Source organism: Brevibacillus sp. AY1, assembly GCF_029870785.1.
Lineage (GTDB): Bacteria > Bacillota > Bacilli > Brevibacillales > Brevibacillaceae > Brevibacillus > Brevibacillus invocatus.
This window is the reverse complement of sequence record NZ_JAFLPN010000006.1, coordinates 108,780-121,162: the sequence shown is the minus strand read 5'-3', so window position 1 is coordinate 121,162 and position 12,383 is coordinate 108,780. Positions and strand designations below refer to the sequence as shown.

The window sequence follows — 12,383 nt, the reverse complement described above, 5'->3', positions numbered from 1 at the left end:
AAAACCTAAGCTAGGGGACTACATCACCCTACGCGCTGAAACGAAGCGCTTTTCCCAGGACGTGCCTTTAAAACTGGTGAAGGTCACACCCGGTTTCCCGTATGTATGTAAGAGTTTGTTATTTCCAGCATAAATCGCGACATGCGTGATTCTTTTGGATGACGTCGTCGTGCTCGACTTGAAGAATACCAGGTCTCCTTTTTTCAGATTGCTTTTGGACACACTGGATCCTTTTTTTGCTTGTGAACGAGAATAACGCGGCAATTCCTTGCCGATCGCCTCTCTAAATACACGTTGCGTAAAAGAAGAGCAATCAAACACAGCAGTCGTACTTTTGCTGGCACCAAATTTATAGGGCCTTCCCAAATATTTTTTCCCAGTATTGATCACCTTGTCTGCCTTGCTCTGACTCCAGGCGGCATGGGCTACTCCCACTCCGGGGTCTCCTGGAATCGGGGCTACCATCGCAGTTATCCCCAACGTAACTCCCATCAGGATGCTTACTAGTGTTTTTCTTACTTTCATGTGGTTCATCCTCCCTTTTGAAAAGTTTGGCTGACTTCTGATGTTTTCTACTCTACCACCCCTATCTTCTCTATGAAATTGGCAAAAAGTTACCAAATGCCGTATCCACTTTAGGACAAGATTTCCACTTGACGCCCTAAAGCGCGGTTTTATAGGCATTTGTCAAATTTTCAGTTAATTTTATTACCAACATGTTCCTCCGTTTTACTCCAATTTTTTCCCCCACTAATATTGCTCCTTTCGCATATCCTGTGAGTTTTCTCCTATGTATCCTTGTAAAAAATCCCTACCACCCTGAAAACAGCTTGGTCTTTACTGGAACACTAGCTTCTCGTTGTTCTAGCTACTTGCAACATGCGAGGACTCATCGTAAAGTTAATAGGAGTTCGTTTTCAAGGAGGCACATATGCGACTACGTAATATCCCAGGCGCCGAGTCGGCCCTGAGAGAATATCCGACGTTCGTGGACAACCCGGTTTCGTACAAGGGAAAGTGGCGTGAACGTTTCGGCAATGACAACCCCATCCATGTGGAGATCGGCTGCGGAAAAGGGCGCTTCATTAATACACTGGCTGAGCGACACCCTGACATCAATTTTATTGCGGTAGAATTGAAAGCCGAGGTCGTCCTGAGAGCCGTGCAACGGACAGAGTACCGCAAGATCCCCAATCTTGCCTTTGTTCAATATAATGCGGCAGTTCTTACAGAGCTGTTCGCTGACCAGGAAATCTCCCGACTCTATCTCAATTTCAGCGATCCGTGGCCCAAAACACGTCACGCGAAACGTCGTCTCACCTATTCCAGCTTTCTGAACACCTATCGCCAGGTGCTGAAAGCAGACGGTGAAATTCATCTCAAAACAGATAATGAAAAATTGTTTGAGTTCTCGCTCAACCAATTTGCCGCAGAGCGTTTTCAAATGCGCAACATCACCTTTGACCTCCATCAATCCAAGTTGGCTGCAGACAATGTGATGACCGAATACGAAGAACGTTTTTCTTCAAGAGGTCAACGAATCTATCGTGTAGAGGCTAGCTGCCAAATCCAATAAAGCGCTTACGCTAGACTCCTCCAAGGGATCGCTTGCATGCCTTGGAGGAGTCTCTTGATATTCGATAGGTTGAAATCCGTGTGAAAGGCTGAAGAATGCGCCAATGAAAGGATTAAATCACGATTTCTATTTATCCCACACATCCCTTTTGCTGCATCGTTTGAAAATTATCTCTTTTGGCTTGCTTCTATTTTATGCATTCTATTTATATGTCGATTTCGTACTCTACCAGGATGTATTTGGCACCTCCTTTCACACGACCTTATTGGTAACGCATACAACGGGATTTGTGGCTTCTCTCCTCTATCTGTATTTGCATGCTGTCACCAAAAATAACGATCGTTTCCTTCACTCGACTTGGCCTACTTGGATTATTCTCTTCTATGTCACCTTGTACATCGGTTCCAGTGCACTTGCATCCCTAAACAGTTATAAAATGACCGGTAATCATGATGCATACTTGATGATTCCTTATGGGGTTGCGGTCATGCTGCCCATCCGCCCCAAGCATTTTCTAACCATTCTCATACTGGTTCACAGTTTCTTTCTATTCGGTCTGAGTACGCTAATCGACGACTCATCTCTTCTCATATCCAAACAAATCAATACAACGCTTGCTGTCTTTATCTCTTTGATCGTCTTGCTCACATTCTACTCATCGTTAAAAAAAGACTTCTTTCATGGAAAAAAACAGCTCGAGATGCAAAAGAATTTCCGTACGCTTTTTGAAATCAATCCTTATCCACTCTTTCTTTCCCGACTTCATGATGGTGAAATCCTTCTGATGAATAAGACTGCTGTAAATCAGAACCCACATATCAAAGAAGGCTCTTCCCTGACAGATCTTCAATTTGTATTTAACAACCCCCAAGAGCGTCACGCACTCACAGACCAACTGCAACAACAAGGCAGCATCAAAAACTATACCCTCAAGCAAGAGCTTACTCCGGACTTTACGAGATGGGTGATGGTGAATTATGAGCTGATCGAGTACGACCATGAGACCTGTATCTTATCGGGCGTTACTGATATCACCCAGATGAAAAAGATGGAGGAGGATCTGACCCAACACGCTTCCACAGACGTGCTGACGGGAATCTTGAATCGCAGAAGCGGCATTGCCCTGATGCATAGTGCCCTTTCTCAGACCCATGTGGAGCATAGGGAGTCCATCATCTGCTTTGTCGATTTGAACAATTTGAAAGCGGTTAACGATCACTACGGTCATCAGGCCGGAGATGATATGATCAAGGATTTCTGCGCAGTGGTCAAGCAGCAGTTGAGCCCCGAGGATGTCTTTTTCCGCTATGGCGGGGACGAGTTCATCATTCTTTTTTACCAGAAAGGGCTTCAAGAGGCACAGCGAATCTGGGATGCGATCCAGCATGCGGCCGAAGCATACAATCGCACTTCAGGAAAACCTTATTCGCTTTCCGCTAGTCATGGATATTATCCATACGACCCAAGCAGGAACGTCTCTCTTGACGAAATCATTCATCTGGCTGATCAGGAAATGTATAAGGAAAAGCTGAGGATGAAAAGTGTGGTAAAATAGGGAAGGATCAACTTGGCTGAATAGACAAGATTGGGGGCAAAGCATGTCTACGTTTTATGAAGCAAAAAACCGTACACGACCGAGAACGCAATGATAAGCTGGATGCGCTCATCCACCTTCTAAAAGAAAGAGAACGGCAGGAGTAGATGCCGTTCTCTTTTTTCTATACATCTCTTTTTTGAAAGACGCGGATTGCCAGCAGCAAGGCGACCAGCCCGTACCCTATCGTATAGTAAATCATCGCCGTGCTCGGGGGTGAGGAGGTGCCAAAAATCCCTTGAGACGCAAAGGAAATCGGATTGTCCACTGTCTCAAACAAGGAAAGCGTGGTAAGCCTGAACAGAGAGTCTGTCGGGAACAGCAGACTGGATACGATCCCGATATTGATCAGCGATTCCTGGTCAATCAAGGAGCCCAGCTGTTCGACAAAACCGCCAATGAAGCTGATCCCGTACAGGATGATCAGAATGATTCCACCTGTCACGGTCGTGGTCATGCTGCTCATCAAGAGAGAGACACTGACCAGGATGACGGGCAGCAAGACAAAATAGCCTAATCCGGACAACAGCTGGCCCGCGCTCACCTGCACAGCCACCAAGCCACCCCCTACCCACTGGTTGATTGCGAGCAACCCCAGAAACAAGAGTGCTGCATACAGAATCAACATACTCGATAAGCCTAAAAATTTGCCGAGCATATATTGTTTGCGTGTCAAGGAACGGGCAAGCCACGTATCGATCTGGTGGCTCTCGATCTCTGAGGCAATGCTGCCGACGCTGCTGAGAATAGCCAGCAAAGCCGTAATGATGGAGCCAAAGTAGAGTCCCATGCCCAGCAATTGCGTAGAGAAGAAGCCCTTCATCATCACGCCATCGCTCCCAATACGCCCCATCATGTCATTCACTTCTCGTGCTGCGAACCAGGTCGCTACGCCAAAAAGAATCATGAAGGCAAGGGACATCAAGATCGTAATCGTAAAAATACGCTTGGAGATCATTTCCCTATACGTGATTTTGATGATTGGCCACATGCGCTTCTCTCTCCTTTTGCTGGACCCAGTACAAAAATACATCCTCCAGAGATTGCTGCTTGCGTACGACTTCATGAACAGCCGCACCGCTTGCGATTAACCCTTCCAACAAGGCAGGAACACGCCCATCCCGATCCAGCGTGACGAGCCAGGTCGTCTGACCCTCCACGTCTCTCAACAAGCGATTTTCGGTCACGAACGGCAAGAGTTCATGCCAGTTTTGGCTAGCCTGCTCCAGGGTAATCTCGATCTGAGGCTTGACTGCGCTCAGTTTGCGCCACTCCCCATGCACCACAAGCTCGCTGCGGTGAATAATGCCCACGTGGTCACATACCGTTTCCATTTCACTGAGCAAGTGACTATTGAGAAAGATCGTTTTACCCTGATCACGCAGCTGCGCGATCAATTCCCTGACCTCTTTTCTTCCGATCGGGTCCAAGGCTGATGTCGGCTCATCCAGAAAAATCAAGTCCGGATCAGAAAGAAGCGCGCATGCCAGACCGATCCGCTGCTGCATGCCTTTGGAATATCCGCGAATACGCTCATCGACTCGTCCGGACAGACCGACGCGTTCTACGACTTCGTGGATGATTCGTTTTCGCTCGCTTCTCGTAAGTCCGCATATTTCTCCGTGATGCTCCAGCAATTGTCTTCCCGTCAGCCAATCTGGATAACGGAACAATTCGGGCAAGTATCCTACTTTTCTTCGAGACGCCTCCGTCCCGATCGGCTGCCCCAGCATTGTCGCCTTCCCTTCTGTAGGATGCAACAAGCCGAGCATCGTGCGTACAAAGGTGCTTTTCCCGGCACCATTCTGCCCGAGAAATCCAAAGACGGTACCACGTGGGACTTGCAGGGTAATCTCCTTGCATCCGCCTTTGCCATCGTACTGTTTGGAAAGCCCCCAGGTTTCAATTACATTGTCAGACATGCTTACCTCCTCTAACGGCTTAAACGGGAGAAAGCAGAGCCCACCAGTGATTGGTGGAAGGCTCTGCCATTCCGACTTCTATTTACTTCAGTTTTTTAGCCAAAGCCAGCAATTGATCTCCAGATTGCGCTGCACCGTCCAGCATGTGAATCGAACCGTCATGCTGCCACATCAGGTAGGAGCGGTGCTCGGAATCGACGAGCAGACCAGGCTGACCGTTGACCTTCACTTCCTTGACCTGATTGTCCTTGTCTTCAACATATGGCATCGGCAATGTAGACTGCCAATCCTCGATGTCTACCATCTGTTTTCTCACATGATCCGGGATGAAGGGCAGTGCCAGCACGGTGTCGCGAAGCTCTGCCAGGTCAACATCCTGCGGTGCTTGCAGCTGCAAGCTGTCGACTACATTATAGGTAAATTCCCCATCTTCGGATTTCAAATACATGTTGATGCTTTGCGGGACTTTCAGCGAGAAGCGTTCACCGTTCAGCTTGTCATCAAAGCGATTCTCCACTCCGATTTGGGCAAGCAGGCTGTTTGCCTTCTCTGTGTTGATCTCAAAATGCACCGTATGGGCACCGTGTACATCCAGACCGTTGATCTTGACGTCCTCAGGCAAAGCGGGCAGCTCGACACCTGCTTCCACCGCCTCTTCCTTCGTCTCGTACCAGACGGAGCCCATGGATTCCTTGTCTGACTCATCAATGCTCAGCTTGCCGATCCCATTCAGCTCCAGCTCCCCTGCGTTGCCAGAGGATAGCCACGATTCCGCATGCTGCAGATCTTCTTGTGTCAGTTTTACAAAGGCTACTTTATCTACCCGGAAAATGGACAAGAGATCTTTGGCTGCCGCTTGCACTTGCGGGAACGAAAGTGCTGTCACGACGACTGCCGCCGCCGATACTCCTGCCATCCATTGCTTTGTACGTTTGTTCATATTCGCCCAGCTCCTCTTTTTCATTCGACTGTTTTGATCCACATGACTACCTGTCGTTCCTTGCTTGCCCTTGTTCACCTGAGCAGAGAATGCTTGCCACGCAGCGTCTGTATCTACCTGCATCGATTGGGGAGACGGGAAGAAGGTTTGCTCGACCTTTCCTTTTGTCCAGCTCTCTAGCTCAGCCAACTCGATAAAATGCTCCAGACACGACTGACATGTCTCCAGATGACTTGAGAAACGCTGGAACTCTTCGTGACTGCATTCTCCATCCAGATACGCCTGGATAAAGCCTTCATCCATGCATTTCATCATGCGTCCCCCCTCATCTGCTTGTAGATGCTCCGAAACTTCTTCTTGGCGCGTGACAGAATCGTACCTATCGACCCGACTTCAACGCCTGTCGCTTTTGCCAACTCCGCGTAAGGAAAGCCGGAATATTTCATGACCAGAATGGTTCGATCTCGTTCGTCCAGCTCTGCCAACACTTCTCGCACGCTTTCGATTTCCTCTTTTTCCAACCACATCTCTTCGGAGGAAGGGGTCGATCGATCTTGCTCAGCGGCTACCCATTCTTGTCGCTCGCTTCTGCGTTTTTCCGACCGCAGATAGTTATAGGCTGCGTATACAGAGGCTTTTGACAGCCAAGCTGGAATATGTTCTATGACAGATCGATCGGTATGATAAAACGAGAGGAAAACATCCTGGGCTAGATCCTCGGCAGTCTGCTGGTCTTTTACAATCCGCATGATTTGGCGGACCACAAAAGGATAATAGGCCGTAAACAATTCCTGAAAGCTGTTTGACTCTGCCTTCAACCCGATTGAGTGAATCGCCAGCTTTGCCTGCATCTCCACTTCTTTCCCTCCTTTCGCTTCGTTCATCCTATAGAAACCGCCAAATCGATTTTTGTGACACCCTGTATCCATTTTTCTTGAAAACTTTTTTTCGGTCGCACTCACTATCACTCCAATCTTTTCCGATACACCCTATAGGGGGGAGTCTATGTGAACAAGGTTTCCTTTCTTCAAGAAAAAAGCTCATTTCATATGAAATACCCGGAGCAAAGCGACCTCGCCTTCTATCGATGGTTTACCGAACAACACCCGCAGGAAGCGATCGGCTGGTATCACCTGGGGCGAGAAAGAGAAGCCCGCGGCGAACAGGAGCTGGCGATTGCTGCCCACCGGCGCGCCCTGCATGCCAAGCCCGGGCCTTATTTTGAAGAAGCAAGGCAAGCGTACCAGGATTTACTGCGTGCCAAACAAAAAGATACATGGAAAAAACGTTCCCGACTCTTGCTTGGCTCGCTATTGTTTTTCTATCTGCAATTCGTATTTTCGCCGGGCTTGCTGACGGACCCGTTCCCTGCCCTTGCACCTGCATCCGCTGCGTCCGAATTGACGCAACAGCCTGGTGAAGAGCAGCCCCATGTCGAAGTGATTGCAGTACCACCATCTCTTAGTCTGTCCGAAATGCAAGAACAGGTAAGGCGCTATTTGGGAGCGCGACGCCCATCCTTATCGCAGCCGTACACACTTCTGGTGGTTCCGCAGGCCCCGCTCCTGCAGCCGTTTACACCGCTGCTCTTCTATCAGCCAAAAGAAGTTCTCGGCGTGCTCAGGTACAATCCTCTCACAAGAAGCGTCGTCAGTGAAAAATGGTTTCCAACGCCAGTCAGCTACACACAAGAGCCATCTTTGAAAGAAACGAAGGATGCATTTGTCCAAGAACAGTCTGTTTTGCAGCACATCATCACGTTGCGCAATGCTCTTTATCGCCATGTTCAACTAAAGGGTGGGCTCCCAGCACGACTGTCCGATCTGGCAGGCGCCTATCCCGGCAACAGCTTGCCACAAATCCCGCTGCCTCCAGCTGATCTGGGACTGGCTGCATATCCGTATCATCCGGAACGCTTCGATCCTGCCCAGGCATGGGATTCGTTGCGTGAAGTGCTGCCTCTGCCTGGCTATCCGGAGCCTGCTCAGCCCCTTGAGCCAATGCAGATCCATCTGTTTCAGGAAGCTCACAGGATGGAGTTGAGAAGTGGCTCCCATCTGATTCGCAGCTATCCGATTGGACTCGGGAAAAACAGCTCCACGCCAGATGGGTATTTCACGATCCTGCAAAAAATCAGCAAGCCCCGTGGCCATGACAATATATACGGTACACGCGGCCTGGTATTCATCCAGGAGGGCTACGCCATTCACGGGACTAATGATCCGAGCAGTATCGGAGAATACGCTTCTCTGGGCTGTGTGCGCCTCCTCAATGAGGCAGTCGAGGAATTGTACAGCTTTGTCTCCCTCGGCACTGAAGTGATCATCTCTGCTCTGCCGAATGCCGGCGCTGCCTGGAGCAATCCGCCGCCTTTCATTCTGGAGCCAGGCCCAGAGGAAGAAACTCCTCATGTGGTCTACAAATGGCTGCATTGATCAATCGCTAGACAGGACGATGCAAGATCAAAAAAGTTACGTTCCGCAAAAAAAGCGTGTCCTCCATTTTCCAGAGGAACACGCTTTTTTCTATAAACGCTCGATCGGTACATTTCCGGGCAGCTTGTAGGGGTCTTTTTTATCGATGTAATCATAAAACATGATTCCGTTCAAATGATCGATCTCATGCTGCATGACAATCGAACTGTACCCTTTAAATGCCAGAAGCACTTCATTTCCATCCATATCGTAGGCTCTCACTTTGATCCTTTGATAGCGCGGCACATACCCTTTAACAGGTCGATCCACAGAAAGACAGCCTTCTCCTTCTGACAGATAGATGATCCCAACCGAATGACTGATAATCTTTGGATTGATCAGCATGTATTCGTGCTGATCCCCGTATTCGTCTGTGAAGTATGCGACGAACATCCGCTTATCCAGGCCGATTTGATTGGCGGACAGCCCTACGCCCGGACGCAAGCGGTACTGCTTGGAGAGCTCGGGGTCCTGGCTGTTCTTGAGATACTGCATCATGCAATGCAGCTCCTCCACCACTTCTTCCCCCGGCGGCAGGCTCACTTCCTCGGTCACTTTTCGCAGGATTTTGGCGCCTTCACGTACGATATCCTTCATTCGGATCGTGTATTCCCTGTTGAACTTGCTCAATTTCTAGCACCTCGTTCCTATTTCCCTAGTTCCTATTTTGAATGGCTGACTACCGCTTGTAAACATGCAAGGACGGCAAAAACGCGCCCCCCAAGAGGAGAACGCGCTTTTGCATTTATTTTTCTTCTTCCAATTGGCTGATTGTTTCTTCTGTCTCGGCTTCTGGATTCCAGTAGTCGAGCACCTTTCCTTGCAGGACTTTTCCCTCGATGAACTTCACTTGCTGCTCGCTAAAATCAGCGGTCCACTCAATGCCAAGCTCCTTGGCCAAACGCACTACTGTCAACAATTCTGACCAAGCGACATAGCGTTTATACCAGAAAAATTGAGGCTGCTCGTTCATGTATGGGTAGAGATCATCAAAATCGGTGTGTTTACAGTCGAGAGCTCGCTCAAAATTCACCTTGGCTCGTCGTAATTGCTCCATGAAAAATGGGGGTAAATCTGTTTTTGCGAAGTCAGACATAGACTTTCCCTCCTGTCTCCCGATTTATAGGTATTGTACCACGCCAAGAAAGATGTGCAAATAGCTGAAAGTGTTTGCTTACCTTATCTATTCAATTCATCAGCCGTGTGTGTCATTGGACTGAGTCTCTTCTGTCGGTGGTGGCGGAAGCTCAATACCTGGCGAAGTTGTACCAGGATCAGGCGTGAAGATGTCTGGCGGCGTCACCGGTATTTCTCCTGAATTCTCACCATTCCCAGAATTTCCTCCATTCCCGTTGTTTCCATTATTTCCGTTATTTCCATTATTGCCATGGTTCCCTGCGTTTCCTGGAAATCCACCACCTGGCTGCTCAGAAGTTCCTCCATCCGACCAGTCTCCCGGCTGCTGTCCATCTCCCTCGATCGGGAATTCCGTACCATCCTCGTGGTGCTGTTCCGCTCCCTCAAACAGCTTTTCCAGCTCCTTGGTGTTCACATCGACCATTTTGGAAGGCGTTTTTTCCTCTCCATCCGCCGTTTTCGGAACTACCATATATTGGTACAACGTCGTGCTGTCTAACACGTCAACGTATTGGCTTTCTGCCAGATCTTTAGCGATCAGGACGCGTTCTCCGCTTGGCTTGATGCGGTACACATCATACGTGTAATCCGGCAGACCGCCAATCCAGCTCAGTACGACGACCACTTTGTCATTATCCAGCGTCATATCTGCGGCCAAATCAATCGGAGGTACGGTCTCTTCCTCCTCCTCCTGATCACGCAAGCCAGCAGGTTGAACGAACTGCCCGGACTTGACGCCTTTCAATCCTTCTCCAAGCACTTTGGAGAACATACCCGCCGTCATGCTGCTTCCCTGGGTCATCAAATGCTGTTTGTCCTCAGGCTCAAAGCCCATCCAGACTGCGGCCACGTACTCAGGCGTATAGCCGACGAACCAGGCGTCCTTATTCACATTGCTGCCGCCTGCCATCGATTGTGTCGTACCTGTTTTTCCTGCTACAGGACGACCAGAAATGCGGGCAGCCTTACCCGTACCTTCTTGCACGGCTCGCTCCAGCATGGTGTGCACTTCCCAGGATGCTTCCGGCTTCAGCACACTCGTCTGCTTCACTTCATGGACATGCGCTACGCCGAGGCTCCTGTTTTCAATCTTGCTGATGGAAAATGCCTCGGAGACAACCCCGCCATTGGCAAATGCCGTATACGCCTGAGCCATCTTCAATGGAGACGTCCCTTTGTCCAAACCACCCAGTGCGATCGCCAGATTTCGGTCCTCAGGCGAGAGATCAATTCCGAAATTCTTCAGGTACTTCAAGCTTTCGCCTACGCCAATCTCGTTCAACAGCCATACAGCAGGTACGTTGAGTGAGTCAATCAAGGCGCGGTTCATGCTTACAGAATCACTGTACTTGTTGTTGTAGTTGCGTGGCTCATAGCCGTTGAAGCTCTGCTTCTTGTTGCTCAGCGAGGAATTTCTTCCCCATTTCTTGCCGTTCATATCAATCGCCGGGGCGTAAACAGCCAGTGGCTTGAAGGTCGAGCCCGGCTGACGCTGCATTTGTGTCGCGTAGTTAAAGCCCTTGGCTACGTAATTACGTCCACCGATCATACCAGCGATCCCGCCGTTTTTGGAGTCGACCACGATCATCGCGGATTCGACACCACGCTGTGCGCCGTCTTTCGGAAAGTTTTTCGGATTGCTGTACTGGTTTACCATCGCGTCCTGCATATTGGAATCAAGCGTGGTGTAAACGTACCAGCCTCCGCGATACAGCTCTTCTTCTGTCACATCGTACTTGGCTTCCGCTTCACGAAATACGTAATCAATGAACGCACGATTGCCTTTTTTAAATCCACTTTCTGAAGTCACTTTTGTCTCCTCAGGCAGTGGCTCGGCTTGTGCTTTTTCTTTCTCTTCCAACGTGATATGACCATCTTCGTTCATGAGACGGAGAATCGTATCTCGTCTTTCTTTTGCCTTTTCCCGGTTTGCGAATGGCGCATACACAGATGGTGCCTTTGGAATAGCTGCAAGCATGGCCGCTTCCGAAATGGTCAGATCGGAGGGCTTTTTATTAAAGTACACTCTCGCTGCATCTCCAACACCATAGACGCCTTCACCAAAGTAAATCTGGTTCAAGTACATCTCGACAATCTGATCCTTGGAGTAGTTGCGTTCAAGTGCGACCGCAATACTCATTTCCTTGGTTTTTCTCCAAAAGGTTTTCTCTGCAGAGAGAAATACTCGTCTCGCCAACTGCTGCGTAATGGTGCTGCCACCCTCTGCTAATGACCCTTTTTTAATGTCATTCACAATCGCTCCACCGATCCTGACCACATCAATACCTTTGTGCTCATAAAAGCGCTTATCCTCTACAGACAGTAGAGCGTCGATCAGCATCGGTGAAATTTCATTGAAGGGTGTGTAATCACTATTTTTTTGCCTTACTAAACTCATGATTTCTTTACCGTTTTTATCGAAAATAATAGATGGTTCTGTCTTCAAAGCATCTAGTTTTGTAGTATCGATCATCTTTTCTCCTGCATACAACAGGGAGAAGTAACCCCCAATAACGCTGAGGATTAAAAAGATGACAAAAGAAACGGTAAACATCAGCAGTTTATTTTTCTTTTTGACCCGTTTCTTAGCCTTTGTTGCCATAACTGACCTCCTAGTTCGTGATCTCACACAATTATAGACGAAAACAAATAAAAAAAGTTTCCTGCCTAGTAATTGGTGTAAATTCTCAGCTGTTCTCTCTTTGTTGTATTCTTCATCTTTATAGGAGAGGTTCGCCAT

Annotated in this window: 11 protein-coding genes; 3 read left to right on the top strand and 8 right to left on the bottom strand. The window is 48.7% G+C overall.

Annotated elements, in window-relative coordinates; all coding sequences use genetic code 11:
* Nucleotides 1-18: 18 nt before the first annotated feature.
* A complete protein-coding gene (locus JZI27_RS08325; RefSeq protein ID WP_280207271.1) occupies nt 19-525 on the bottom strand; it encodes a C40 family peptidase in 507 nt (168 codons plus the stop codon).
* 406 nt (nt 526-931) lie between these two features.
* On the opposite strand from JZI27_RS08325, the gene trmB reads away from it, so the two are divergent.
* Both trmB and JZI27_RS08315 read left to right on the top strand, forming a co-directional pair.
* A complete protein-coding gene (gene trmB, locus JZI27_RS08320; RefSeq protein ID WP_122908661.1) occupies nt 932-1,576 on the top strand; it encodes a tRNA (guanosine(46)-N7)-methyltransferase TrmB in 645 nt (214 codons plus the stop codon).
* Nucleotides 1,577-1,679: 103 nt separating this feature from the next.
* Entirely contained in the window at nt 1,680-3,131 is a 1,452-nt protein-coding gene (locus JZI27_RS08315) for a sensor domain-containing diguanylate cyclase (protein WP_280207270.1), read from the top strand.
* A 163-nt stretch (nt 3,132-3,294) separates the two neighbouring features.
* Here JZI27_RS08315 and JZI27_RS08310 read toward each other — a convergent pair whose 3' ends face one another.
* The 4 genes from JZI27_RS08310 to JZI27_RS08295 form a co-directional block, all read right to left on the bottom strand.
* On the bottom strand, nt 3,295-4,161 hold the full coding sequence (locus tag JZI27_RS08310) for an ABC transporter permease (RefSeq protein WP_280207269.1): 867 nt from the start codon (nt 4,159-4,161) through the stop codon (nt 3,295-3,297).
* Nucleotides 4,133-5,092 carry an ABC transporter ATP-binding protein gene (locus JZI27_RS08305; RefSeq protein WP_280207268.1) on the bottom strand — a complete coding sequence of 320 codons (960 nt, stop codon included), beginning with the start codon at nt 5,090-5,092 and terminating at the stop codon, nt 4,133-4,135. The genes JZI27_RS08310 and JZI27_RS08305 overlap by 29 nt, the downstream gene beginning before the upstream one ends.
* 82 nt (nt 5,093-5,174) lie before the next feature.
* Entirely contained in the window at nt 5,175-6,347 is a 1,173-nt protein-coding gene (locus tag JZI27_RS08300) for an anti-sigma factor family protein (protein WP_280207267.1), read from the bottom strand.
* On the bottom strand, nt 6,344-6,916 hold the full coding sequence (locus JZI27_RS08295; RefSeq protein WP_280207266.1) for an RNA polymerase sigma factor SigX: 573 nt from the start codon (nt 6,914-6,916) through the stop codon (nt 6,344-6,346). Before JZI27_RS08295 ends, JZI27_RS08300 begins: the two co-directional genes overlap by 4 nt.
* A 123-nt stretch (nt 6,917-7,039) precedes the next feature.
* Here JZI27_RS08295 and JZI27_RS08290 point away from each other — a divergent pair, with 123 nt between their 5' ends.
* Nucleotides 7,040-8,467, top strand: a complete 1,428-nt coding sequence (locus JZI27_RS08290; protein WP_122908666.1) for a L,D-transpeptidase — start codon at nt 7,040-7,042, stop codon at nt 8,465-8,467.
* Between the two features lie 90 nt (nt 8,468-8,557).
* Here JZI27_RS08290 and def read toward each other — a convergent pair whose 3' ends face one another.
* The 3 genes from def to JZI27_RS08275 form a co-directional block, all read right to left on the bottom strand.
* Nucleotides 8,558-9,136, bottom strand: coding sequence for a peptide deformylase (gene def / locus JZI27_RS08285; RefSeq protein ID WP_280207265.1), 579 nt, complete (start codon nt 9,134-9,136; stop codon nt 8,558-8,560).
* A gap of 115 nt (nt 9,137-9,251) precedes the next feature.
* Nucleotides 9,252-9,602 (bottom strand): hypothetical protein, encoded by a 351-nt coding sequence (locus tag JZI27_RS08280; RefSeq protein ID WP_122908668.1) that lies wholly within the window; start codon nt 9,600-9,602, stop codon nt 9,252-9,254.
* Nucleotides 9,603-9,701: 99 nt separating this feature from the next.
* Nucleotides 9,702-12,245 (bottom strand): transglycosylase domain-containing protein, encoded by a 2,544-nt coding sequence (locus JZI27_RS08275; RefSeq protein WP_280207264.1) that lies wholly within the window; start codon nt 12,243-12,245, stop codon nt 9,702-9,704.
* Between the last annotated feature and the right edge of the window lie 138 nt (nt 12,246-12,383).

What these genes read in the sequence shown, in the direction of transcription:
- JZI27_RS08325 (WP_280207271.1), bottom strand. Translation starts at nt 525, where the DNA reads ATGAAAGTAAGAAAAACACTAGTAAGCATCCTGATGGGAGTTACGTTG.
- trmB (WP_122908661.1), top strand. Translation starts at nt 932, where the DNA reads ATGCGACTACGTAATATCCCAGGCGCCGAGTCGGCCCTGAGAGAATAT.
- JZI27_RS08315 (WP_280207270.1), top strand. Translation starts at nt 1,680, where the DNA reads ATGAAAGGATTAAATCACGATTTCTATTTATCCCACACATCCCTTTTG.
- JZI27_RS08310 (WP_280207269.1), bottom strand. Translation starts at nt 4,161, where the DNA reads ATGTGGCCAATCATCAAAATCACGTATAGGGAAATGATCTCCAAGCGT.
- JZI27_RS08305 (WP_280207268.1), bottom strand. Translation starts at nt 5,092, where the DNA reads ATGTCTGACAATGTAATTGAAACCTGGGGGCTTTCCAAACAGTACGAT.
- JZI27_RS08300 (WP_280207267.1), bottom strand. Translation starts at nt 6,347, where the DNA reads ATGATGAAATGCATGGATGAAGGCTTTATCCAGGCGTATCTGGATGGA.
- JZI27_RS08295 (WP_280207266.1), bottom strand. Translation starts at nt 6,916, where the DNA reads ATGAACGAAGCGAAAGGAGGGAAAGAAGTGGAGATGCAGGCAAAGCTG.
- JZI27_RS08280 (WP_122908668.1), bottom strand. Translation starts at nt 9,602, where the DNA reads ATGTCTGACTTCGCAAAAACAGATTTACCCCCATTTTTCATGGAGCAA.
- JZI27_RS08275 (WP_280207264.1), bottom strand. Translation starts at nt 12,245, where the DNA reads ATGGCAACAAAGGCTAAGAAACGGGTCAAAAAGAAAAATAAACTGCTG.